General features: G+C 74.1%; 20 protein-coding genes, 1 tRNA gene and 1 riboswitch. Of the genes, 15 read left to right on the top strand and 6 right to left on the bottom strand.

Translation table 11 applies throughout. The features are described from left to right. Positions 1-186: 186 nt before the first annotated feature. The 5 genes from ACH414_RS10895 (at position 187) to ACH414_RS10875 (ending at position 4,453) form a co-directional block, all read left to right on the top strand. Positions 187-1,203, top strand: a complete 1,017-nt coding sequence (locus ACH414_RS10895) for an amino acid--tRNA ligase-related protein (protein WP_382538544.1) — start codon at positions 187-189, stop codon at positions 1,201-1,203. Positions 1,204-1,274: 71 nt separating this feature from the next. Continuing rightward, the gene (locus tag ACH414_RS10890) at positions 1,275-2,261 is read left to right on the top strand and encodes a hypothetical protein (RefSeq protein WP_382538541.1); all 987 of its coding nucleotides are present in this window, start codon (positions 1,275-1,277) and stop codon (positions 2,259-2,261) included. Beyond that, positions 2,258-2,455 carry a hypothetical protein gene (locus tag ACH414_RS10885; RefSeq protein WP_398941543.1) on the top strand — a complete coding sequence of 66 codons (198 nt, stop codon included), beginning with the start codon at positions 2,258-2,260 and terminating at the stop codon, positions 2,453-2,455. Before ACH414_RS10890 ends, ACH414_RS10885 begins: the two co-directional genes overlap by 4 nt. After that, positions 2,443-3,933, top strand: a complete 1,491-nt coding sequence (locus ACH414_RS10880) for an MFS transporter (RefSeq protein WP_398941542.1) — start codon at positions 2,443-2,445, stop codon at positions 3,931-3,933. Before ACH414_RS10885 ends, ACH414_RS10880 begins: the two co-directional genes overlap by 13 nt. Continuing rightward, complete coding sequence (locus ACH414_RS10875; protein ID WP_398941541.1) at positions 3,926-4,453, top strand: DHHA1 domain-containing protein; 528 nt, start codon at positions 3,926-3,928, stop codon at positions 4,451-4,453. The genes ACH414_RS10880 and ACH414_RS10875 overlap by 8 nt, the downstream gene beginning before the upstream one ends. A 29-nt stretch (positions 4,454-4,482) precedes the next feature. Here the strand turns inward: ACH414_RS10875 and ACH414_RS10870 are convergent, their stop codons facing one another. Then, positions 4,483-5,415, bottom strand: a complete 933-nt coding sequence (locus tag ACH414_RS10870) for a LuxR C-terminal-related transcriptional regulator (protein WP_382538529.1) — start codon at positions 5,413-5,415, stop codon at positions 4,483-4,485. Between the two features lie 214 nt (positions 5,416-5,629). Here ACH414_RS10870 and ACH414_RS10865 point away from each other — a divergent pair, with 214 nt between their 5' ends. Then, positions 5,630-7,051, top strand: a complete 1,422-nt coding sequence (locus ACH414_RS10865) for a Gfo/Idh/MocA family oxidoreductase (RefSeq protein ID WP_382538526.1) — start codon at positions 5,630-5,632, stop codon at positions 7,049-7,051. After that, positions 7,048-8,547, top strand: a complete 1,500-nt coding sequence (locus ACH414_RS10860) for an MFS transporter (RefSeq protein ID WP_386562860.1) — start codon at positions 7,048-7,050, stop codon at positions 8,545-8,547. The genes ACH414_RS10865 and ACH414_RS10860 overlap by 4 nt, the downstream gene beginning before the upstream one ends. On the opposite strand, the gene sigJ is transcribed toward ACH414_RS10860, so the two are convergent. Continuing rightward, positions 8,537-9,406 (bottom strand): RNA polymerase sigma factor SigJ, encoded by an 870-nt coding sequence (sigJ, locus tag ACH414_RS10855; RefSeq protein ID WP_382538521.1) that lies wholly within the window; start codon positions 9,404-9,406, stop codon positions 8,537-8,539. The genes ACH414_RS10860 and sigJ overlap by 11 nt on opposite strands. A gap of 186 nt (positions 9,407-9,592) precedes the next feature. Between sigJ and ACH414_RS10850 the strand changes: the two genes are divergently transcribed. The 8 genes from ACH414_RS10850 to ACH414_RS10815 all read left to right on the top strand — a co-directional run bounded on the left by ACH414_RS10850 (position 9,593) and on the right by ACH414_RS10815 (position 16,984). Beyond that, complete coding sequence (locus tag ACH414_RS10850) at positions 9,593-10,096, top strand: rhodanese-like domain-containing protein (RefSeq protein WP_382538518.1); 504 nt, start codon at positions 9,593-9,595, stop codon at positions 10,094-10,096. 51 nt (positions 10,097-10,147) lie between these two features. After that, positions 10,148-10,221 (top strand) — tRNA-Met (locus ACH414_RS10845). Positions 10,222-10,453: 232 nt separating this feature from the next. After that, entirely contained in the window at positions 10,454-10,867 is a 414-nt protein-coding gene (locus ACH414_RS10840) for a hypothetical protein (protein ID WP_398941537.1), read from the top strand. Between the two features lie 85 nt (positions 10,868-10,952). After that, positions 10,953-11,987 carry a PLP-dependent cysteine synthase family protein gene (locus ACH414_RS10835; protein ID WP_382538512.1) on the top strand — a complete coding sequence of 345 codons (1,035 nt, stop codon included), beginning with the start codon at positions 10,953-10,955 and terminating at the stop codon, positions 11,985-11,987. Beyond that, on the top strand, positions 11,984-13,243 hold the full coding sequence (locus ACH414_RS10830; RefSeq protein ID WP_398941534.1) for an MFS transporter: 1,260 nt from the start codon (positions 11,984-11,986) through the stop codon (positions 13,241-13,243). The genes ACH414_RS10835 and ACH414_RS10830 overlap by 4 nt, the downstream gene beginning before the upstream one ends. A gap of 71 nt (positions 13,244-13,314) precedes the next feature. Then, the gene (locus ACH414_RS10825; RefSeq protein ID WP_382538506.1) at positions 13,315-14,496 is read left to right on the top strand and encodes a PP2C family protein-serine/threonine phosphatase; all 1,182 of its coding nucleotides are present in this window, start codon (positions 13,315-13,317) and stop codon (positions 14,494-14,496) included. 234 nt (positions 14,497-14,730) lie between these two features. Then, positions 14,731-14,878, top strand: a riboswitch (cyclic di-AMP (ydaO/yuaA leader). Between the two features lie 11 nt (positions 14,879-14,889). Then, positions 14,890-15,975, top strand: coding sequence for a M23 family metallopeptidase (locus ACH414_RS10820; protein ID WP_382538503.1), 1,086 nt, complete (start codon positions 14,890-14,892; stop codon positions 15,973-15,975). Positions 15,976-16,036: 61 nt separating this feature from the next. Next, the gene (locus tag ACH414_RS10815) at positions 16,037-16,984 is read left to right on the top strand and encodes an aldo/keto reductase (RefSeq protein WP_382538500.1); all 948 of its coding nucleotides are present in this window, start codon (positions 16,037-16,039) and stop codon (positions 16,982-16,984) included. Between the two features lie 13 nt (positions 16,985-16,997). Here the strand turns inward: ACH414_RS10815 and ACH414_RS10810 are convergent, their stop codons facing one another. From ACH414_RS10810 to ACH414_RS10795, 4 genes are all read right to left on the bottom strand, one after another. Then, positions 16,998-18,320: a PrsW family intramembrane metalloprotease gene (locus ACH414_RS10810; RefSeq protein WP_382539546.1), complete on the bottom strand. Its 1,323-nt coding sequence runs from the start codon at positions 18,318-18,320 to the stop codon at positions 16,998-17,000. Between the two features lie 129 nt (positions 18,321-18,449). Continuing rightward, a complete protein-coding gene (gene trmB, locus ACH414_RS10805; RefSeq protein WP_382539543.1) occupies positions 18,450-19,169 on the bottom strand; it encodes a tRNA (guanosine(46)-N7)-methyltransferase TrmB in 720 nt (239 codons plus the stop codon). 241 nt (positions 19,170-19,410) lie between these two features. Beyond that, positions 19,411-20,613, bottom strand: a complete 1,203-nt coding sequence (lhgO, locus tag ACH414_RS10800) for an L-2-hydroxyglutarate oxidase (protein ID WP_382539540.1) — start codon at positions 20,611-20,613, stop codon at positions 19,411-19,413. A gap of 73 nt (positions 20,614-20,686) precedes the next feature. After that, the gene (locus ACH414_RS10795) at positions 20,687-22,117 is read right to left on the bottom strand and encodes an MFS transporter (RefSeq protein ID WP_386562848.1); all 1,431 of its coding nucleotides are present in this window, start codon (positions 22,115-22,117) and stop codon (positions 20,687-20,689) included. Positions 22,118-22,860 lie beyond the last annotated feature (743 nt).

Genomic DNA, 22,860 nt, shown 5'->3' with positions numbered 1-22,860 from the left:
GGCGGACCCGTCCGGTGGCGGACCCGTCCGGTGGCGTCCCCAGCACCTCGCGCGACCCACTTCTCGCGTGACTCACACCTCGCGCGACCCACTTCTCGCGCGACCCAACACCCCGTGCGACTCACACCCGTGCGACCCGCACATCTCCCACACCACTCGCTTCACCTCACCGTCAGGAGAACCACCTTGGCCACGCCCACGTACACGCACGGCGGATGGCGTCCCTCCGAGGGCCGCTTCCTCGAGATCGTCGAGCAGCCGCTCTACCGCACGCTGGTCGACCTCCAGGACCTGGTGACCGTCGAGACCGCCCTCTTCTGGCGGGAGCGCGGCGTCAAGTCCGTCCACCTGCCGATCACCACCAACAGCATCTCCAGCCCGATGGGCCTGGGCAGCGACTCGCTCCCGGTCGAGATCGACCTGTTCGGCCAGCGCACCTTCCTCGCCGACTCCATGCAGTTCATGCTGGAGTACGGCTGCCGCCTCAGCCCGCAGGGCAGCTGGTACCTGATGCCGAGCTTCCGCGGCGAGGACTGCGACGAGTCGCACCTCAACCAGTTCTTCCACAGCGAGGCCGAGCTCCCGGGCGGTCTGGACGCCTGCATCGAGGCCGTCAACGCCTACATGCGCCGGCTGGCCCAGGCGGTCCTCGACCGGCACGCCGACGCCGTGCGCGAGATCGCGGGCACCACCGAGCACCTGGAGCGCATGGCCGGGCTGGAGAGCTTCCCGCGCATGACCTTCGACGAGGCCGTCGCCCACCTCGGCGACGACCCGGACGCGGTCGAGTACCAGCAGGGCTGGCGCACCCTGACCCGTCACGGCGAGCGCCGCCTGATGGCCGAGATCAGCCCGATCCTGTGGATCACGCACTACGACCACCTGTCCGTGCCCTTCTACCAGGCGTACGGCGACGAGGAGGGCCGCACGGCCCTCAACGGCGACCTGCTCTTCGGCATCGGCGAGACCGTCGGCTGCGGCGAGCGCCACGTCGACGGCGAGCAGGCCCGCAAGGCGCTGGCCCACCACGAGGTGCCGGAGGAGGACTACGCCTGGTACGTGCAGATGAAGGACGCGTACCCGCAGCACACCTCGGGCTTCGGCCTCGGCATCGAGCGCTGGCTGATGTGGGTCCTGAACCAGAAGGACATCCGCGAGCTCCAGCTCGCCCCGCGCCTGAACGGCGTCACCGTCACTCCGTGACCGGCGCCCCCCGCCACCCGGACCCCGGGCCTCCGCCGACGGAGCCCGGGGCCCCTTAGGGAAGACGAGAGATGTACTGGTCCTTCGGGCAGACCACGGCCGCCGGCGCGACCGCGGAGCGCGGACCGGGGCGGGAGGCGACGCGCGCCTACCTGGGTGCGCGTCCCGCGCTGGTCAGCGTCCACGAGCAGGCCGGCGCGGAGCGCATCCACCACCCTGACGACGTCCGGTACACCCGCCACCAGTCGGTCCCCGACCTGATGGCGCTGCTCGGTGTGCTCGGCGGGGGACTGCTGCCCGGGACCTCCGGCGTCGTGGCGGCGGTGATCGCCCCGATGCCGTACTACCGCCGGTTCAAGCCGGCGGGCGCCCCGATCGACCCGGCGGCCTGCGGGCGGGTCATCCGCGAGCGGAACCGCGAACTGCTCGACTCCTGCGCGCGGTTCCGGTCCGGCCACCCGCCGTCCGCCGGACTGCCGCTGCCCGCGCTGATGGCCGACCCGTTCCGCGAGGCGGCGGCCTTCGCCACGGACTACGCCGGCCGGCTCGGGGAGGTCTTCGCCCTGAAGTGGCACCCGTCGGCCGCCGAGCGGTCCGTCGCCACCTTCGTGGAGCGCGGCTATCTCGACCTCGCGGCGGACCTGGGCGTACCGACCCTGCTGCACTGCCCGCCGGACGGGGACCTCGGCGACCTCGCGGAGATCGCGGCGACCGCCGTACCCGCCGCGGCCGCGGCCGGTGCCCGGACCCTCCTGGTCCACCCGGGCGCGGACAGTCCCGTACTGCCCCGCCTCCTGGGCGGCCCCGGGGTGTTCGCGGCGCCGCGGGCCGCGGGCTCCGAGGCCGGGCTCGTCCGGCTCCTCGCCGCGCACGGGGAGCGCCTCGCGGTCTCCTTCGACGCCCCGTGGCACCTCCCGTACCGGGACGGCGCCTGCGGCCCGGGCGCGGGGACCGTGCCCGCGTACCGCCGGATCCTCGGCGCCCCGGAGCTCGACGGTACGGATCCGCACCCCCTGCTGGCCGGCAACGCCCTGCGCCTCCTGTTCGGAGCGGCGTGAGGGCTCCCGGCGCCGACCCGATGTCAAAGGCCCACCGGGTGGAAAAGGCCCGCCGGATGGAGAACGCCCACCGGATGGAGAACGCCCACCGGATGGAGAACGCCGACCCGATGGAGAACGCCGACCCGATGGAGAACGCCGACCCGATGGAGAACGCCGACCCGATGGAGAGGGAAGAGCCGTGTCCCTGCTGAAGGACGTGCGCGCCCTGCCGCGCACCGCCCGCACCCTGCTGCTGCTCGGGGCCCTCAACAACGTCGGCTCGGGTCTGGTCCTGCCGTTCCTCGCCGTCTACGTGCACCAGGTCAACGGCCTCGGCCTCGGTACCGCGATGAACGCCGTGTCGGTGACCGCGGTCGCCGCCGTCGTCGCCGGTCTCAACGCCGGGCGCCTCATCGACCGCATCGGCGCGCGCCGCACGGCGGCCGTGCACATGATGCTCAGCGCGGTGGGCGTGACCGGCTACGCCGTGTCCGGCGAGGTCTGGCAGTTCCTGCTGTCCGCCGCGGTCTGGGGCCTGGGCCTGGGCGGCTCCCCGGCCTGGAACACCCTGCTCGCGGGCTCGGTGCCGGCCTCCTCCCATCCCGTCGTCTTCGGCTTCAACTTCACCCTGACCAACGCCGCGCTGGGCATCGGCGGCCTGCTCGGCGGCGCCCTCGCGAGCACCGCGGAGCCGCTGTCGTTCCGCCTGCTGTACGGCGCCAACGCCCTCAGCTACCTGGGCATCGGCCTCGCGGTGCTGGCCGTGGGCGGCCTGGGCGCCGACCGGGCCGAGGGCGCCGGGCGAGCCGACGGCGCGGCCGACCGGGCCGGGGCCCCCGGAGGCGGCTACCGGCAGGTGCTCGCGCACGGCCCGTTCGTCCTGCTCCTGGTCCTCGCGACGGCGCTGTACTTCTCCTCGTACGGGCAACTGGAGTCGGGCTTCCCCGCCTTCCTCCTGACGAGCACGGACGCGGGGGCGTCCGGGATCGCGGTGCTCTTCGCCGTGAACACCGGAGCGGTCATCCTGTCCCAACTGGTGCTGCACGAGCGGATCAAGCGCTGGCGGCACGTACGGACCGTCGCCCTGGCCGCCGCCGCCTGGTCGGCGAGCTGGCTCGTGGTGCTCGCCGCGACGGGCGTGGGCGAGGGCCTTCAACTCGCGGTGCTCATCGGCGGCATGGTGCTCTTCGCCTGCGCCGAGACGCTGTACGCGGCGGGCATGCCGTCCCTGGTGAACTCCATGGCCACGCCCGCCCTGCGGGGGCGCTTCAACGCCGCCTACTCCACCGCCACCTCGGTGGGCTTCGTCACCGGGCCGCTCGCGGCGGGCTCGCTGGTGGGCGGTGGCACCGGGACCGCCTTCGTGGCCGGTCTGACCGGGCTGTGCGCGGCGGTGGCCGTGGTGCTCCTGCTCGCGGCGGGCGCCCTCGGACGCGCGGCCTCGACACCGGACGAGAGGGCCGTCGCCCCAACGACGCCCTCCCACCCGGCCGTCGAGGCCGCCGCGGTCACCGAGGCGGGCGCGGGCGCCGAGACCGCCGAGAGCGCCAAGACCGCCGAGCCAGTCGAGGCCGTCGCGGCTGCCGGGGCCGCAGGGTCCTCCGAGGCCGGCAGGCCCACCACGGCCGCAGGGCTCACCGAGGCCATCGAGGCCGCCGGGCCCGTCGCCGAGGAGGTCGTCCGTGGCTGAGCGGCTCCTGCTGCGCGAGCTCTCCGGTCTCCTCGGTACGCGTCCCGAGGACGCCCCGGCCGCGCTGCGCACCCGGCTGGCGCTCCTCGCGGACGCCGAGGCCGAGCTGGAGCGGCTGCACCGGGCCGAGTTGGCCTCGGCGGCGCGGGCCCTGTCCCAGAAGGCCCAGGTCGTGCCGGGCGGGCTGCTGGTGGCGGCCCGGGTCGACGGGGTGACCGGGCGCAGGCTGCGGGAGCTGGCGTCGGCCGTGGCCGAGCACGTCTCCTCGGGCCTGGGCCTGGTCGTCCTGTGCACCCCCTGCGAGGGGCGGGCGCTGCTGGTCTGCGCCGTCGGGCGACGGCTGCGGGAGCGGGTGGACGCCCGGGAGGTGATCCGGGAGGCCGCCGCGCTGATCGGCGGGAGCCCTTCGGGCCGGGGGGCCTGCTCGAACGCCGCGGGACCGCGGACGGAGGAGCTGGGCAGCGCCCTGCTCGAAGCCCGCGCGACTGCCGTGGGCGCCCTGCGGCGGAGCATGGGATGAGGCTGCGGGCCGACGGCGGCGCGGGGCCCTCAGAGCCAGCCGCGCTCGGCGACCCTGAGGCCGGCCTCGAAGCGGCTGCGCGCGTCGAGCCGGTCCATGATGTCGGACATCAGCCGGCGGACGCTGCGCACGGAGATGGCGAGTTGCTTGCCGGCGGCCTCGTCGGTCATGCCCTGGGCGAGGAGCCGGAGCAGCTCGCGCTCCTGCGGGGTGAGTCCCTGGTCGTCCGGGAGCTCCGCGGTGCCGAGCGGGCGCGCGGCCTCCCAGATGTGCGAGAAGAGCGCCAACAGGGCGGTGACGACGCCCGGTTCGCGTACGACCAGGGCGCCGGTGGAGGAGTCCTCGGGGTCGATCGGGAGCACGGCGAGCTTGCGGTCCACGAGGATCAGGCGCATCGGGAGCACCGGATGGGTCCGCACCTGTCCGCCGTACTCGTTCAGCCAGGCCGCGTAGCGGCGGGTGGCGCTGTGGTTGCGGACGCTGTCGAGGTAGATGGTGCGGATGGTCCCGCCGCGTTCGACGACCTTCGCGTCGAGGGCCTGGCTCGCGGCCATGCTCTCCGCGGTGAGGGAGGCTCTCGGAATGAGGGCGAGCACTTCCGTCTCGATCTGATGCGACATTTCCTCGAGATATCCGCGGACGGAATCCATGCCCCGCAGGTACTCGATCCTGCTTCCGTCGAATCCGTCGTGCCGTTGCTCGAACTCGGCAACGATGTCGGAGAGCGCGACCCGGCATTCGGCGAGCCTGCGCTGGTCTTCGTAGACGTCCCTCTGCCGGGTGGAGATCAGCTCGGCGAGGGCCACGCTCGGCGGGACCACGACGACACTGCCCGGCACCTCGCCCGACGGTCTGATCAGGGAGAAGGCGGTCAGCTCGGCGAGTCCGTCCTCGACGTCCGACGCGCTCAGACCGGTCTCCTCGACAAGTTCCGCGACGCTCCACCGGGGTTTTTGGATCATGCCCCGGTATACCAACTCGGTGCTTTCCGAGATCCCCAGACCGGCGAGCGAAGCACGTGCGTGCACCCCGAGTCCCAGAGCGTCCGTCATTCTGCCCATCCCTTGCCGATCACAACTCTCAACCATAGCCGGTCGCGATTTCGCCGCCACATTCCTCGGGCCGCCCGAAGGGCCGCCCGCGCATTTCAAGATCACTCCGAAGGGGGAGCAAGAAATGGCCCGCACGACTACGGTCCTGCTCGTCGGAGGCTCGGGTCACTGGGCCGGCCGGGAGAACCACGCTCCGGCGCTGCTGGAGATGCAGCGGTCCGGCCGGCCGGTCCGCACGGCCGTCATCTGTGATCCGCGCGATCCGGAGAAGCGCGCCCAGGACGCGGACATGGCACCGCTGCGCGCACTCCTGGAGCGGGACGCGCCGGACTGGGTGAACCCCGACGGGCTCAGCCCCCGGGAGCTGGCGGCCGTCCTCGACCGGGCCCATGCCGCCCACCGGTTCTCCCTGGTGATCATCGCGTGCAACCCGGTCCACCACCGCGACTACATCCTGTGGGCGGTCTCGCGGGGCATCAGCGTGCTGTGCGACAAGCCCCTGCTCGTCGCCGAGGGCGCCGCCCACGATCCGGCCGCCGCCGCGCGGATCACCGCCGGGTACGACGAGATAGGCCGGGCGCTCGACGAGGCCAGGGCCCGGACCGGCGGCCCGGTCCACCTCGCCATGCCGCTGCGCCGCCGCGCCAACGACGTCTACCGCTCGATCGCCGCCGACATCGGCGAGATCCAGCGCAGCCACGGTCAGGGCATCACCTCGATGCAGCTGATCAAGAACGGCGGCCTGTTCCGCTACCCGGAGGAGTACCTGCTCGGCGACGCCCACGGATACCGCGGCGGCGTCGGGGCGCTGTCGTTCTCCAGCTACCACTACATCGACCTGCTCGCCTGGTACCTGGAGCTGGCGCCGGGGGAGGCGACCGCGCTGCGGGTGACCAACCCGTACGTGCGCAGGGTCGGGGAGTTCCTGCGCACCCGTCAGGCCACCGCGCTCGCCGAGCTGGTCGACGGCGGCGAGCGGCCCCGCCGGCCCGAGCTGCCGCCGGAGGTGGCGGCCGCCGAGACGGACTTCGTCTTCCACCTGGAGCTGCTCGGGGAGGACGGCCGGAAGGCGGGGCTGGTGAGCTACGCCTGCCACTCCAACACCTACTCCCACCGATCGGTCGGGCTGCAGGAGTTCGACCTCGCCGACCGGCAGCCGTTCCGCGAGAAGGGCCGGATGTCCCAGTTCAGCCTGGACGTCAACCAGGGCAGCCTCCAGCACATCGGCGTCTTCAAGAACGACGTCGTCGGCGAGGACTACCGGATCCGGGTGCAGCGGCGCCGGAACCCGGTCCTGACCGCCGAGCCGTACGGCGAGGAGGTGTTCCACAACGCCCACGCGGGCAGCTCGGTCACCCCGCAGGACGTGCTGCGCGCCATGGTGCTCCTGGCGAGCGGCGAGGCCGCCCCCGCCGAGGTGGCCGACCGGATCTCCTTCTTCGAGGACCAGCGGCTGAGCCACCGCCTCTTCGGCGCCTTCTACGAGCTCATCGCCGCGAACCTGCACGGGGGCGGCGCCGAGCGCCTCGTCGAGCTGACCCGGTGACCGCGGCTCCGGCCGGCCGCCGGCGGGGGCTGACGGCCGGGCTCGTCCTGGTGATGTTCCTCGCCGCCATGGACAGCGCGGTGACGGCCGCCGCCGCGCCGCAGATCGTCGCCGACCTGGGCGGCGGAGCGGCGTTCGGCTGGCTCCTCGCCGCGTACGTCCTCGCCGCCACCGTCTGCCTGCCGCTGTCCGGGCGGCTGGCCGACACCCATGGGCGCCGGCCCGTGCTCCTCGCCGGCACCCTGGTGTTCCTGCTGGGCTCGGCGCTGTGCGCGGCCGGGTGGGACATGCCGAGCCTCGTCGTCTTCCGCTTCGTCCAGGGGCTGGGCGCCGGGGCGCTCCAGGGGACCGTGCAGACGGTCGCGGGCGATCTCTACCGCCCGCACGAGCGCGGCCGCATCCAGGCGGTGCTCGCCTCGGTCTGGAGCGTCGCGGCCCTGGCGGGACCCGCGGTGGGCGGCGGACTCGCCCAGTACGGCGACTGGCGCGGGATCTTCCTCCTCAACCTCCCGCCCGGGGCACTGGCGCTGTGGCTGCTCGTCCGCCGCTTCCCCGAGGAGCCCGTACGCGGTGCCGCCGGCGGCCCGGTCGACTGGCGGGGCGCCCTGAGCCTCCTGCTGACCTGCGGGACGCTGATGACCCTGTCGGTGCAGGGCGGCACCGCCTGGCCCTGGCTCTCCGCGCCCGGCGCGGCGCTGGCCGCCCTCTTCGCGGCCCTGGTGCTCCTCACCGTACGCGTCGAACGCCGGGCGGCCCGGCCGCTGATCCCCCGCGGCCTCCGGCGCCGGCGCGAGGTGGCGGGGGCGAGCCTGGTCCTGGGGCTGCTCGGGGTGATCATGACCGCGCCGATGCTGCTGCTCCCCGTCCACGCTCAGGCGGTCCTGGGGCTGGGCCCGGCGCCCGCCGCGGCCGTGCTCGCCGGGATGACCTTCGGCTGGCCGACCGCGGCGGTCTTCAGCAGCCGCCTCTATCTGCGGGCCGGGTTCCGCCGGGCCGCCCTCGCGGGCGCCCTCACCGCGACCACGGCCCTGGCGACCACGGCGCTGCTTGCCTCGGCCGGGGCGGGGGCCCTGGCGTTCGCGGCGGCCTCGACGCTGCTCGGCGTCGGCTTCGGGCTGCTCCAGCCGGCCCTGCTCGTGGGCGTCCAGGCGGCCGTCGGCTGGTCCGGCCGGGCCACCGCGACGGCCCAGCTGATGTTCTGCCGCGAGGTGGGCCAGACCCTGGGGGCGGCCCTGTTCGGCGCCCTGTTCAACGCCGCCGGAAACCGGGGCATCGCGGTGCCCGCGGAGTGCGCGGCCACCTGCGGGAGCCACGTCGCCGCGGGCCTCGAAGCCGCGTACGCCACGGCCACCGGCCTCGCCGTCGCGATGGTGCTCGTGCTGCTCCTCGGCGGGCGCCGGGAGCGCCGCGGGGCCGCAGGACCGGCCGGAGCCCGGACGGCGGCCGGAGCGGGGCCGTCCGGTGAGCCGTCCGGGTGGCCCGGGATCAGCCGGTGATGCCCAGGGACGCCAGCCGCTCCGGGTCCGCCACGATGTCGATCTCGACGATGCGGTCGTCGACGATCGTGAAGGACATGAGGCCGACCGGGCGCCCCTGCGCGAGGGAGACCAGGCCCGGCGCGCCGTTGACCAGGACCGGGCGCGCCGCGTACCGGAACCTGGCGAAGGTGAGGGCCGAGGAGGTGACCGCCTCGGCGCCGCGGAGCAGCTTGGAGGCGGCGGGCAGCCGGCCGCCGTCGACGCGGAGCACCACGTCCGGGTCGAGGACCGCCAGGAGGCCCTCGAAGTCACCGGCCCGGGAGGCGGCCAGGAAGGCGTCGACGACCTTGCGCCGGCGGGCCACGTCCGGCTCGGGGGCCGGGGTGGCGCCCTGCACGCGGCGCCGGGCGCGGCTGGCGAGCTGGCGGGTGGCGGCGGGGGTGCGGTCGACGATGGGCGCGATCTCGTCGAAGGAGACCGCGAACATGTCGTGCAGCACGAAGGCGAGGCGCTCGGCCGGGGCCAGGGTCTCCAGGACGACGAGCAGGGCGAGACCGACCGAGTCGGCGCGCAGCGCCTCCTGCTCGGGGTCGGCGACGCCCTCGTCCCGGACGACCGGGTCCGGCACGTGGTACTCCAGCGGGTCCTCGCGGCGGGCGGCGCGGGAGCGGAGCAGGTCGAGGCAGACCCGGCCGACGACCGTGGTCAGCCAGCCGCTGAGGTTCTCCACACCGCTGACGTCGGAGCGGTTCAGTTTGAACCAGGCCTCCTGGACGGCGTCCTCCGCCTCGCTGATCGAGCCGAGCATCCGGTAGGCCACCGCCCGCAGATGGCCGCGGTCCGCCTCGAAGCGGGCGGCCAGAAGGTCCTTGTCCATCGGTGCTTGTTCCCCTTCGCGTCCGGTCACACGGGTATGACGGACGCGCCGCCGCGGATGTGACAGGTCCCGGTACGTGAGATCCCCGCCGGGTCGCGGCAAACGGCCGGGATTCCCCGGACGAACCCCCCGACCACCGTGGATCACCCCTTCAGAGTGATGATCACCGAGCCTAGATTGATCTGTATGACGACGACATCGACGCAGGTCAACCCCGTGAACCCGGTCCTTCGCACCCCGCCGGCCGCGCCGGCCGCCGCGGTCGCGTACTTCTCCGCGAGCCTCGCCTTCCACGCCGACGTCTCCGATGTGGCCGCCGCTCTCGCCGAGGCCCGCGCCACCGGCGGCGACCCCGGATTCGTGGTCGTCGACTCGCGTTCCACCGCCTCCTGGGACCAGGGGCACGTGCCGGGCGCCGTCCACCTGCCGACCGCGCTGATCCCCGAGCAGGCCGAGCAGCTCCTCGACAAGAGCGTGCCGGTCGTCACGTACTGCTGGGGCCCCGGCTGCAACGGCGCCACCCGCGCCGCCCTCGCCCTCGCCCAGCTGGGCTTCCAGGTGAAGGAGATGCTCGGCGGCTTCGAGTACTGGGCGCGCGAGGGCTTCGCGTACGAGACCTGGGAGGGTCCGGCGCAGCAGGCCGCGGACCCGCTGACGGCGCCGGTGGACTCGGACGACTGCGGCTGCTGAGGAAACCGATTTCTGTTTCCGCCGCCCATGCCGTAAGGTCATATTCACCGACGCGGGGTGGAGCAGCTCGGTAGCTCGCTGGGCTCATAACCCAGAGGTCGCAGGTTCAAATCCTGTCCCCGCTACTCAGTAGCACGAAGGCCCGGATCCGGAAACGGATCCGGGCCTTCGTCGTATCCAGGTCGCCGGGCCCCTTGGTCTCTTGCCCCCTTGCCTGCTCGCCCTCTTGGCCCCTGGGTTCCCGGGCGCCCGGGTCCCCGGGTGCCTTCGGGTTCGCTCGGCCCGATGTAAAGGCTGGCCAAAACCGGGCCCGCGCTTTTGCACCCGCCGTGTGCGCCTCGTAGCGTCACGCGCACCATGAGTGACCGGAGTGCGATGCGTACGGCAGGACGGCGGGCGCCCGCCGTCCTGCTGCTGTGCGCGCTCGTCGCGCTGCTCGCCGGCGTCTGCCACGGCGCCCACGGCCACGGGCTGCCGTCCGTCGGCGCCGCTCCCGGCCTCTCCGCCCCCGGCGTCTCCGCCCCCGGCCTCTTCGCGCCCGAGCTGCCGCACGGCTGCGAGCGGCCCGGCGAGGGCTGGTCCTTCGACGCGCATCTGCCGGCGCAGGCGGCGGGGACGCAGCACCCCGCGCCGCAGGCCGCCGGCCCCGCCCTGCTCACCTCCGACGAGCCCTTCGGGCCGGCCCCGCACACGCGCTGCGTCCGCGACCGGGCGGGGCCCGGCCCCCGGCCAGGCAGTCTGCTGATCTCCCTCGGGGTGGACCGGAACTGAGCCGCGTCGCGCATCCGCAGCGATCTCGGTTCCTTCCGTACGCGCCCCGGGCAACGGGGCCGCCCCACCCAAGGACGTCACCCCCATGAGCAACCCCGCCCACCTCTTGTCCGTCGCCCGGCAGACCGTCGGCAACACCCCCGTCCTGTGGATGGACGACGGCTACTGGGCCAAGCTCGAAGGCTTCAACTTCGGCGGCATCAAGGACCGCGCCGCCCTCCACATGGTCGAGCAGGCCCGCCGCCGCGGAGAGCTGCGGCCGGGCGCCCCCATCGTCGAGTCCACCTCCGGCACCCTCGGGCTCGGGCTCGCGCTCGCCGGCATCCTGCACGGCCACCCGGTCCACGTCGTCACCGACCCCGGCCTCGAACCGATCGTCGAGCGGATGCTGACCGCCCACGGCGCCCTCGTGCACGTGGTGCCCGAGCCCAGCCCGCACGGCGGCTGGCAGCAGGCCCGGATGGACCGGGTCGCCGAACTGCTGCTCGCCCTCGACGGGGCCTGGTGGCCCAACCAGTACGGGAACCCCGACAACCCCGAGGCGTACGGCGCCCTCGCCGCCGAGCTCGGCGAGCAGCTGGACCGGGTCGACGTGCTGGTCTGCGCGGTCGGCACCGGCGGCCACTCGGCCGGCATCTCCCGCGCGCTGCGCGCCACCACCAGCCCCGCCCTCGAACTGGTCGGCGTGGACTCCATCGGCTCGACCGTCTTCGGCCTGCCGGCCGGCGAGCGCCTGATGCGCGGGCTCGGCTCCTCCATCCACCCCGGCAACGTCGACCACGCCGCCTTCGACGAGATCCACTGGGTGGGCCCCGCCGAGGCGGTACGGACCGCCCGGCGGCTCGCGGCCCGGCAGTTCGCGACCGGCGGCTGGAGCGTGGGCGCGGTCGCGCTGGTCGCGGGCTGGCTGGCCCGCACCCGGCCGCGCGGCACCCGGATCGCGGCGGTCTTCCCCGACGGGCCGCAGCGCTACTTCGACACCGTCTTCAACGACGAGTTCTGCGCGGCGCACGGGCTCCTCGACGGTCCCGTGCGCACGGACCCGGCGGCGTACGTCGAGGGCGAACCGGTCAGCGGCTGGACCCGACGGGTGCTCGACCGGGCGGAGCGGGTCCGTTGAGCGCCACGACCGCGCCCGCGACCGGCGGGATCTGGAAGCAGAGCCGCAGCTTCGACCCGGCCGTGCGGCTGCTCTTCCTCAACCAGCTCACCATCAACCTCGGCTTCTACATGCTGATGCCGTATCTGGCCGCGCATCTGGCCGACGGCCTCGGCATGGCGGCCTGGGCGGTCGGACTCGTCCTCGGCGCACGGAACCTCTCCCAGCAGGGCATGTTCCTCGTCGGCGGCGCGCTCGCCGACCGGCTCGGCTTCAAACCGCTGATCGTCGCGGGCTGCGCCCTGCGGACGGCCGGCTTCGGGGCGCTCGCCTTCGCGCAGTCGCTGCCGATGCTGATCGCCGCCTCGCTGGCGACGGGCCTCGCGGGGGCGCTGTTCAACCCGGCGGTGCGGGCCTATCTGGCGGCGGAGGCGGGGGAGCGGCGCGTGGAGGCCTTCGCGCTGTTCAACACCTATTACCAGGCGGGCGTGCTGCTCGGCCCGCTGGTCGGGGTGGCGCTGACCGGGGTGTCGTTCCGGCTGACCTGCGTGGTGGCGGCGGTGCTGTTCGCCGGGCTCACCTGCGTACAGCTGCGGCACCTGCCCGTGCGCAGGGACGTGCCCGGCGGAGAGGCACGGGAGCGGGGGCAGTTCCGGACGGTGCTCGCCAACCGGGTGTTCTGGCTGTTCTCGCTGGTGATGACCGGCTCGTACGTGCTGTCCTTCCAGGTCTATCTGGCGCTGCCGCTCGCGGCGGGCGGCACGGCGGTGACGACGGCGCTCTTCGTGGTGTCGGCGCTGGTGGCGCTGGTCGGGCAGCTGCGGATCACCGCCTGGTGCCGGCGGCGGCTCAGCCGGGAGCGGTGCCTGGTGCTGGGCCTGGCGCTGATGGGCCTGGCGTTCCTGCCGCCGGCGCTCCTCGGCGGCGGGCGTTCACTGGCGGGGCTGCTGCTGTGCGCGGCGGCCCTGGCGGCGGCGAACGCGGTGCTCTACCCGTACGAGATGGACACCGTCGTCGCGCTCTCCGAGGACCGCTGGGTCGCCACCCACTACGGGCTCTACAACACCGTCTGCGGGGTCGGCATCACCCTGGGGAACCTGGGGACGGGCGCCCTGCTGGATCTGACCGGCTGGTCGGCGGTGCCCTGGCTGACGCTGTGCGCGGTCGGTCTCGGCTGCGCGGCGGCGATGGCGGCGCTCGCGCGGGGCGGGCGGCTCGCGGCCCGTCCGGCCGTACGCCAGTCGGACGAGCGGGAGTCGCCGACGGGCACCGGCTGACCGCACCCTGGGGAGGGCGCGGGTCCCCCGTCGCCCTCACGGCGGGCCCAGGTCGAGGCGGGAGAGCACAGGTGGCGCGAGCAGCGGTGCGACCCGGGGCCGGCGGCGCGGGCCGCGGTCCGTACCGCGGTGCCCGGCGCTTCATCCGCGCGCTTCCTCCGCTGATCATCGCGGGCGGTGTCTGCTTCGACCTGGCGACCCCGCCCGAGTACACCGCGGCGCCGCTGTTCTCGGCGGCGCCGCTGGTCGCCGCTCCCTTCTTCTCGACGCTGACGACGCTCCTGACGGGGATCGCCGCGGTCCTCGCCAGCGTCGGCCTGCACCTCTACAACGGCACGGTCGGCGACATCCCCGCGCTCACCGAGACGCTGACCGTCGTCACGGTCGCCGCGCTCGCGATGCTGATCAACCGGGTGGTCCGGCGCAGCGGCGAACGGCTCGCCTCGGCGCGGGTGATCGCCGAGACGGCGCAGAAGGCGGTGCTTCCGACGCCCGCCGAACGGATCGGCGGACTGCAGATCGCGGCGCGGTACGAGGCGGCGCAGGCCGACGCGTTCATCGGCGGCGACCTCTTCGCCGTGCAGGACACCCCGCACGGGGTACGGCTCGTGGTCGGCGACGTGCGCGGCAAGGGGCTCGACGCGGTGGAGGCCGTCGCCGTGGTCATCGGCGCCTTCCGGGAGGCGGCCGAGCAGGAGTCGACGCTGGAGGGCGTGGCGCAGCGCCTGGAGCGGGCGCTGGACCGCGAGGGCACCCGGCGGGACGGGCTCGACGCGTTCGAGGGGTTCACGACGGCGGTGCTCGCCGAGATCCCGCGCGGCGACGGGCTCGTACGGGTCGTGAACCGCGGCCACCCCGAGCCGCTGCTGCTGTACGGGGACGGGGGCCTCGCCCGGCTCCGGCCGAGCGAGGCGGCGCTGCCGCTGGGCATGGGGGAGCTCGCGGTGTGGCCGGACCGGGCCGACGAGACGCCGTATCCGCCGGGCGCGACGCTGCTGCTCTACACGGACGGGCTCTCGGAGGCGCGGGACGCGCAGGGGGTCTTCTACGATCCGGCGGAACGGCTCGCGGGGCGGCTCTTCCCCGGCCCGGAGGAGCTCCTCGACGCGCTGGTGGCGGATGTGCGCCGGCACACGGGAGGCGGCTCGACGGACGACATGGCGCTGCTCGCGGTGAGCCGGCCGGCGGCGGGGCAGCCGGAGCGGCGGCGGACGATGCCGGTGGTGCCGCCGGGCGGCTCGGGGCGGCGGTGACGGGCGCCCCGGCGGGGCGGTGACCGGCCGTAGTCGCGGGGTGCCACTCCGATAACAATTGATACAGCGTCAGATTTCGGGTGTGATGCGGATCCCGTCTGACCGGGGGTCAACTCGGGCCATTCCGCCTCAATTCAGTGAATGATCAAGGGGAACAGCTTGGAATCGGGAGGCCGTGTCTATTAACGTTCGATAACGCAGCGCGGTCGTCACAGCCGTCGCAAGAGACGGCACCGTGCGCGCGCGCCGAATCCCGCAAGGGAACCGGGGAACCACCACTTGGGGTGAATCGGGCCCATGCCGCACCCGTGCGGCACACCCGTAGGAGACCTTCCTGCTCCGAACCCGTCAGCTAACCCGGTAGGCGAGAAGGAAGGAAAGGAGAGCGCCTCCGTGGCGTCCAACACCCCTGCCCCCGAAGCCCCCTTCGACTCTTTCGGCGCCTACGGCGCCGCGGGCGCGGACGGGGAGGAGTGGAACCCCACCGAGGACTCCCTGCGGGCCCAGAACCGTTCCGGCGGCCGTCACCGGGTCGTCAAGCAGCGCTCCAACTTCGCCCGCTCCTCCACCGTCCTCGGTGTCGGCGTCATCGCCGCCGTCGGCGCGGGCGGCCTGGCCACCGCCCAGGAGAAGGCCCCGGTCGCGATATCCCTGCCGGACCTCGACCTGCCCGACGCCTCCGAACTGCCCGGCATCGGCGACCTGATCGGCGGCGACGAGCACACCGCCGCCAAGACCGCCGAGACCGCCACGGGCACGAACAACCCGCAGCCGCTCACCGCCCTCACCTACACCGCCCCCGAGGGCGACGCCGCGGGCACCGAGGCGGGGACGAAGCAGCAGGCGGCCGACGCCGGCGAGGCCCTGCGCGCCCGCATCCTCCAGCAGGCCGAGCAGCAGCAGGCCGCCGCCGACGCCGCCGAGAAGGAGGCGGCGCAGAAGGCCGCCGCCGAGAAGGCGGCCGCGGAGGCCACGGCCAAGGCGGAAGCCGCGGCGAAGGCCGAGGCCGAGGCGAAGAAGAAGGCCGAGGCGGAGGCCGCCGCGAAGGCCGAGGCCGCCCGCCTGGCCGCGCTCGCCGCCAGCTACTCGCTGCCCACCTCCTCGTACACGATCACCTCGACCTTCGGCGAGGCCGGCTCGATGTGGTCCTCCGGCTACCACACCGGCCTGGACTTCGCCGCGCCCACCGGCACCCCGGTCAAGGCCGTCCACGGCGCCACCGTGAAGTCGGCCGGCTGGTCCGGTGCGTACGGCTACCGGATCGTCCTGGAGCTCGAGGACGGCACCGAGATCTGGTACTGCCACCTGTCCTCGATGACGGTCGGCGTCGGCCAGTCCGTCGGCACCGGCGACACCATCGGCCGCGTCGGCGCCACCGGCAACGTCACCGGCCCCCACCTCCACCTGGAGGTCCACACCCCGTCCGGCGGCGGCATCGACCCGGCGGACTGGCTGCGGTCCAAGGGCCTGACCATCTGAGGCTCCACCGTCCCCGGACGGCACCGGAATAGGCCCGGCGGTGCGGAGGGTTGACCACCCCATGACCTCTCTCCGCAAGCTGGGCTCCTCCGACCTGCACGTCTTCCCGCTCGCCCTCGGCGGCAACGTCTTCGGCTGGAGCGCCGACGAGGCGCAGTCCTTCGCCGTGCTCGACGCCTACGCCGCCGCCGGCGGCAACTTCGTCGACACCGCCGACACCTACTCCTCGTGGGTCGAGGGCAACGAGGGCGGCGAGTCCGAGACCGTCATCGGCCGCTGGCTGGCCTCCCGGGGCAACCGCGCCGACGTCCTCGTCGCGACCAAGGTCGGCGCCCACCCCCGCTTCAAGGGACTCGGCGCCACCACCATCAAGGCCGCCGCCGAGGAGTCGCTGCGCCGCCTCGGCACCGACTACATCGACCTCTACTACACGCACTTCGACGACGAGTCCGTGCCCGTCGAGGAGATCGTCACCGCCCTCGACCAGCTGGTGAAGGACGGCAAGGTCCGGGCCGTCGCCGCCTCCAACATCTCCCCGGAGCGACTGCGCGCCTCGCTCGACTTCGCCGAGGCCGAGGGCCTCGCCCGCTACGTCGCCCTCCAGCCCCACTACAACCTGGTCTCCCGCGAGACCTACGAGGGCGCCCTGCTCGACACCGCCGAGCAGGCCGGGCTCGCGGCCGTGCCGTACTTCTCGCTCGCCTCCGGCTTCCTCACCGGCAAGTACCGCCCCGGCACCACCGTCGACAGCGTCCGCGCGGGCAGCGCGGGCCGGCACCTGGAGACCGAGCGCGGCCGGAACGTGCTCGCCGCCCTCGACGCCGTCGCCCGGGCCCACGACGCCGAGCCCGCCACCGTCGCCCTCGCCTGGCTGGCCTCCCGGCCGACCGTCGTCGCCCCGATCGCCTCGGCCCGCACGGTCGAGCAGCTCCCCGCGCTCGTCGCGGTCGCCGAGCTGGAGCTGACCGCGGCCGAGCTGGCGAGCCTGGACGAGGCCTCGGCGGTCTGATCCACCGGCTCCGCTAGCTGCGGTACGGGTTGTAGCCGCCGTAGTCCAGATACTGCGGCGGCGCCCAGACCCGGCCCGTGGCGCGGGCCGCGTAGGTCAGCGCGGGGGACGCCAGCTGTCGGCGCTGCCACAGGTGGTGCAGCAGCTCCTGCTCGCGGGCGGCGAAGTCCGGGGCCGCCTGGCCGAGCCCGGCCCGGTGGCGCAGGAAGGCCAGGGTCGTCGCGAACGCCTCGTACTCGCCGACGGCCTGCGCGCCCGGCTTCCCGTACGTCCGGGCGGCGAAGCCGCGGGCCAGCGCCCGGGCCCGCATCGAGGAGAGCGCGAGCGGCTCGTCGTGCGCCAGCCAGCCGGCCGCCGCATAGGCCGGGAGCTCGCCGGATATGGTGCGCAGCTCCTTCTGCCGGCTCCATATCGCGAGCCAGGTGAGCAGGCCGAAGACCGGCACCATGAACATCCCGTACACCGCGAGGAACGCCAGCGGGTGGAAGCTGGCCGAGCCGTTCCACAGGGCGTGCATGCCCATGGCGAGCAGCAGTCCGCCGAGCGGGAGCAGGACCAGCCGGGTGCGCCGGAGCCGGGCGGCGGCCGGCAGGAGGGCGGCGAAGCCGAAGCCGAGCCCGGTCAGCGAGGTGAACAGCGGGTGCGCGAACGGCGACATGATGATCCGGACGAGGAAGGTCCCGACGGTCATGGAGCCGAGCCCGCCGGTGCCGATCTGCTGGTCCTCGCCGAAGGCGTTGCCCAGATAGAGGATGTTCTCGGTGAACGCGAAGCCGGTGGCGGTGAACCCGGCGTAGACCAGGCCGTCGACCGGGCCGGTGAAGTCCCTGCGGCGGAAGAGGAAGAGCAGCAGCACGGCGGCGCCCTTCGCGGTCTCCTCCACGACGGGGGCGACCGCGGTCGCCCCGAGGGTGTCGGCGGAGCCGGGGTCGGCCGTGGCGCTGCTGATCCACTCGACGGCGAAGGAGTTGGCGAGGATCGCCACCAGCGTGGAGGCGAAGGCGCCCCAGGCGAGGGCGAACAGCAGGTTCTTCCAGGGGGCCGGCTCGACCCGGTCGAGCCAGCGGAACGCGGCCAGCAGCAGCGGCACCGGGAGGACGGCGAGGCCGAGACCGACGAAGAAGCCCTCGGTGCCGGTCTCCTCCCGGACCAGGGCCAGGATCGCCAGGGCGCACAGCGCGAGCAGGGTGATCAGCGTGATGGCCCGCAGCAGCTTGCTGCGCCAGAAGGCACGGCGCGGCTTGTACCGCCACTTCGCCCGTTCCGGGACGGCGGTGAAGTCCGGCTGGTCGGTCTCCAGGGCCGGCACGGGTGCGGGCGCGGGGATGACCGCCAGGGCGGGTGCGGGCTCGTGCTCGGTGGCAGATCCGACGATCGGGTTCGACGACACGCAACGACCCTAACCAGCGGCACCGACAGCGGCGAGGGGGTTCTCGCAGCCTGTGGAAAACCCCGCCCCGCGGGGTCAGCGGCGGCGGAACAGCAGGTCGTGGACGACGTGCCCCTTGTCGAGGCCCTGCCCCTCGAAGCGGGTCAGCGGCCGGTAGCCGGGCCGGGGCGCGTAGCCGCCGTCGGCCTGGGTGTTCTCGAAGTCGGGGTGCGCGGTGAGCACGTCCAGCATCTGCTCCGCGTACGGCTCCCAGTCCGTGGCGCAGTGCAGCAGGCCGCCGCGCTCCAGCCGGGGTGCGAGCAGGGTGAGGAACTCGGGCTGGATCAGCCGGCGCTTGTGGTGGCGCTTCTTGGGCCACGGGTCCGGGAAGTAGACCCGGCAGCCGGCCAGGGACTCGGGCGGGAGCATCTCGCGCAGCAGGATGATCGCGTCGCCGTTGGCGACCCGGATGTTCTCGAGGCCGTTGCGGTCGGCGAGACCGAGCAGGTTGCCCTGGCCGGGGGTGTGGACGTCGACCGCGAGGATGCCGGTGCCGGGGTCGGCGGCGGCCATCTGCGCGGTGGCCTCGCCCATGCCGAAGCCGATCTCCAGGACGACTGGCAGCCCGCCGAACATCTCCTTCGGATCGAGCTGCCGCTTGCCGTCGATGTCGAGCCCCCAGTCGGGCCACCGCTTCAGCATGGCCTCGGCCTGCCCCGCGGTGACGCGGCTGCGCCGCGGCTGGAAGCTGCGGATCCGCCGCTCGAAGTGCGCTCCCGCCGGATCGGGCGAGGGCCCTTCCCCCGGCGCGAACATCCGACTGCCCCGGCGCGCGACGGGCTGCTCGGCGGGGGAGGTGTGGGGGGCGTTCTCAGGCTGCTCAGACACAATGCCCGAATTCTACGGCGCGTCCCGCCCCGCCGTCGTGGGCAGTCGCCCCGCCGTCGTGGGCAGTCGCCCCGCCGTCGTGGGCCGTCGCCCCGCCGTCGTGGGCGGGCGCCCGTCGGCGCCGGGGCTCCCGCTCCCACGGCGCCCGCCCCGTCCCGGGCCGCGCGGTCTACAGCAGCGCCAGTGCCCGCCCCGCGACCTCCCGCCCGATCGGCAGCGAGGCCGTCGCCGCGGGCGAAGGCGCGTTCAGCACGTGCACCGTCCGGACCGACTCCCGGATCAGGAAGTCGTCCACCAGCGTCCCGTCCTTCAGGACGGCCTGCGCCCGCACCCCGGCACCCGCCCGCCGCAGATCCCGCTCCTCCACGATCGGCAGCATCCGCCGGACCGCCTCGGTGAAGGCGCGCTTGGACAGCGACCGGTGCAGCTCGCCCGCGCCGTAGCGCCAGTGGGCCCGGGCGATGGCCCAGCTGCCGGGCCAGGCGAGCGTGCCGGCGAGCTCGCGGGGCCGGACCACCGACCAGCCGTAGCCCTCGCGGGCGAGGGCCGGGACCGCGTTCGGCCCGACGTGGACGCCGCCGTCGATGCCACGGGTGAGATGGACCCCGAGGAAGGGGAAGGCCGGGTCCGGCACCGGGTAGACCAGTCCGCGCACCAGCGAGGGGTCGGCCAGCTCGTAGTACTCCCCACGGAAGGGGACGATCCGCATCTCCGGGTCGTCGCCCGCGAGCCACGCCACCCGGTCGCAGTGCAGCCCCGCGCAGTTCACCAGGACCCGCCCGCGGACCACCCGCCCGGCGGCCGTGCGCACGGCCACGCCCCAGGGGCGCCGGTCGACCGCCGTGACCGCCGACCCGTACAGGATCCGCGCCCCGGACGCCTCGGCGAGCTTCGCCGCCACCGCCCCGTAGTCGACGATGCCGGTCGTGCCGACGTGGATCGCGGCCACGCCCCGCACCCGCGGCTCGTGCTCGCTGATCTGTGCCGGGCCGAGCTCCCGCACCGGGATCCCGTTCTCCCGGCCGCGCTGGACCAGCGCGTGCAGCCGGGGCAGCTCCTCGCGGTCGGTGGCGACGATCAGCTTGCCGGTGACCTCGTGGGGGATGCCGTACTCCGCGCAGAACTTGACCATCTCGGCCGCGCCCTCGACCGCGAACCTGGCCTTGAGGGAGCCCGGCCGGTAGTAGATGCCGCTGTGGATCACGCCGCTGTTGCGCCCGGTCTGGTGACGGGCGGGGGCGTGCTCCTTCTCCAGGACGGTGACCCGGGTGCCCGGCGCGGCGCGCGTGATCGCGTACGCCGTCGACAGACCGACGATCCCGCCGCCGATCACCAGCACGTCACAGTCGTAGTCATAGCGGACAGACACCAGCGCCACCTCCCACCCCTGATAGTGCACTGGCCCACTGACAATCCCGCTAAACCGCTCACGTCTGGGACACGCGTCACGCCGGGGCCACGAGGAGCGGGCGGGCCCGTTCCCGGAGCTCCATGACCCGGGGCTCGTCCCCGTACGGTTCGAGCCTGGTCAGCAGGTCCCGTACGTACTCGGTGGTGCGGGCCGAGGAGATCCGCCCCGCGACCTCCACCGCGCGGGTGCCGGCGGCGCAGGCCGCGTCCAGGTTGCCCGACTCCAGCTCGGCCACCGCCGACACGACGAGCCGCAGCCCGTGCGAGCGGACGTACTCCTCCGTCGGCCGCGAAAGCGCCTGCTCGGTGAAGCGCCGCACCTGGCGGGGCAGCTTCAGGTCCCGGTAGCACTCGGCGGCGTCGGCGCAGAGCCGGTCGTACGAGTAGAAGCCCAGCCACGTCGGGTCGGCGTCCCCCTCGCGGGAGCGCTCCAGCCAGCCCTCCGCGGCCTTGAGCGCGGCGGCCGCGGCCGCCCCGTCGTTCGCCTTGGCGTGCGCGCGGGCCTCGACGAGGCGGAAGAAGGACATGGTGCGGGCGGTGGCGAGGCCCCGGTTGCGTTCGAGCGCGGCCTGGGCCAGGTCGACGCCCTCGTCGGCGAAGCCGCGGTAGGTCGCCTGGAGCGACATGGAGGCCAGGACGTATCCCCCGAGGGGCACGTCGGCCGCCGCGCGGGCGAGCCGCAGGGCCTGGATGTAGTAGCGCTGGGCGGCCTCCTGCTGGCCGGTGTCGAAGGCCATCCAGCCGGCCAGCCGGGTCAGCTCGGCCGTCGCGCCGAACAGGGCGCGCCCCACCTCGTCCGAGTACGAGCCGAGCAGCAGGGGCGCCGCGTCCACGCGTAAGCACTCGGGCACCATCGACGAGCGCCAGTCCCCGCCGCCGTACTTGGAGTCCCAGCGGCGCGCGTCCTCGGCGGCCTCGCGCAGCTTCGCGACGTCGCTGTGGCCCACCCGCGCGTGGTCCCCGGGCTCGCCCGCGGCCGGGGGACGTACCGCGCGGCGCTCGACCGAGGGGTCGGCGGGGGTGATCAGCCAGCGCGAGGCGGGCGTCGCGTACGCGCTCACCGCGAAGGAGCCGGCGAGCGACTGCCAGATCCCGCCGCCGCCCCGACGGCCGGCGAGATCCAGCCGGTACAGCTCGGTGGCCGAGCGGACCGCCTCGCCGACGTCGCGCGGGAAGGCGAGGCCGACCTCGGGAGCGGGGTCGGCGTCGGCGAGCCCGATCTCGTGCAGCGGCACCGGCCGGCCGAGCTTCTGGCCGATGGCGGCGGCGATCAGGTGCGGGGCGGCGCCCTGCGGCACCATGCCCTTGGACACCCACCGGGCCACCGACGTCTTGTCGTAACGAAGCGTCAGACCACGCTGTGCGCCGAGGTCGTTGACGCGCCGGGCGAGCCCGGCATTGCTGATTCCCGCGAGGGCGAGAACCGTGCCGAGCTTTTCGTTCGGCCCGCGTTGCTCCCTGGACATGACGCCACCCCTCGACACGACACCCAGACGGCCGCCACGACGCCGGGCATAGGCGTGCGGCATTCGTAAACACAGCGTAGTTCGCCGCATCCCTACCGTTAAGGGGCGGTGTTCCGTATGGCGAGATTGTTGTGTGACGGTCCGATGGGTCCGCTCGCGGGCGCCGCTCGTGCTCCCGCCGTGTGGCCGTGCGCCCGGCCGTGCGCTCTCGCCGGGCCCTTGGGGGAGCGCTTCCATGAGTGCTGCGTGGGTCGGCCCACTTGGCCGAGGACCGTTGTCCGGGTCCGGTGGGCTGGGGGACACCGCCGCCCCATTCCCCGCGGGCGGCGGACGGCTCCGGGAGGCGACCGCCTCCCGGACTGCCGAGGGCCCCGGCAGGATCCGTGGGGCCTCCAAGGGGACGTTTCCGAGCCGTCGCGGGATCCGTGCCGGGCCGAGAATGGCCGAAAAGCGCCGGTTGGCTGCCGGTCTGTCGGAGGTTGTCCCGGGGCTGTCCGGCGGTGTGCCCGGCGGTCTGTCTGGCGGTGTGCCCGGCGGTCTGTCTGGCGGTGTGCCCGCCGTTCGTCTGGCGGTGTGTCCGGCGTTCGCCCGGCGGTGTGTCCGGCGGTGTGCCCGCCGTTCGTCCGGCGGTGTGCTCGGCGTTCGTCGGGCGGTCTGTCCGGCGGTTGTCGGGACGGCGTTCAGCCGCCCGCCGGACCGTTCCGGAGCCGGTCCCAACTGGCCCATGCCAGGGGCGCATTCGC

The sequence above is a fragment of the Streptomyces sp. NPDC020422 genome (assembly GCF_044386705.1).
Taxonomy (GTDB): Bacteria; Actinomycetota; Actinomycetes; order Streptomycetales; family Streptomycetaceae; genus Streptomyces.
Note: the sequence above shows the minus strand (reverse complement) of the source record. Positions and strands in the feature narration are given on the sequence as shown.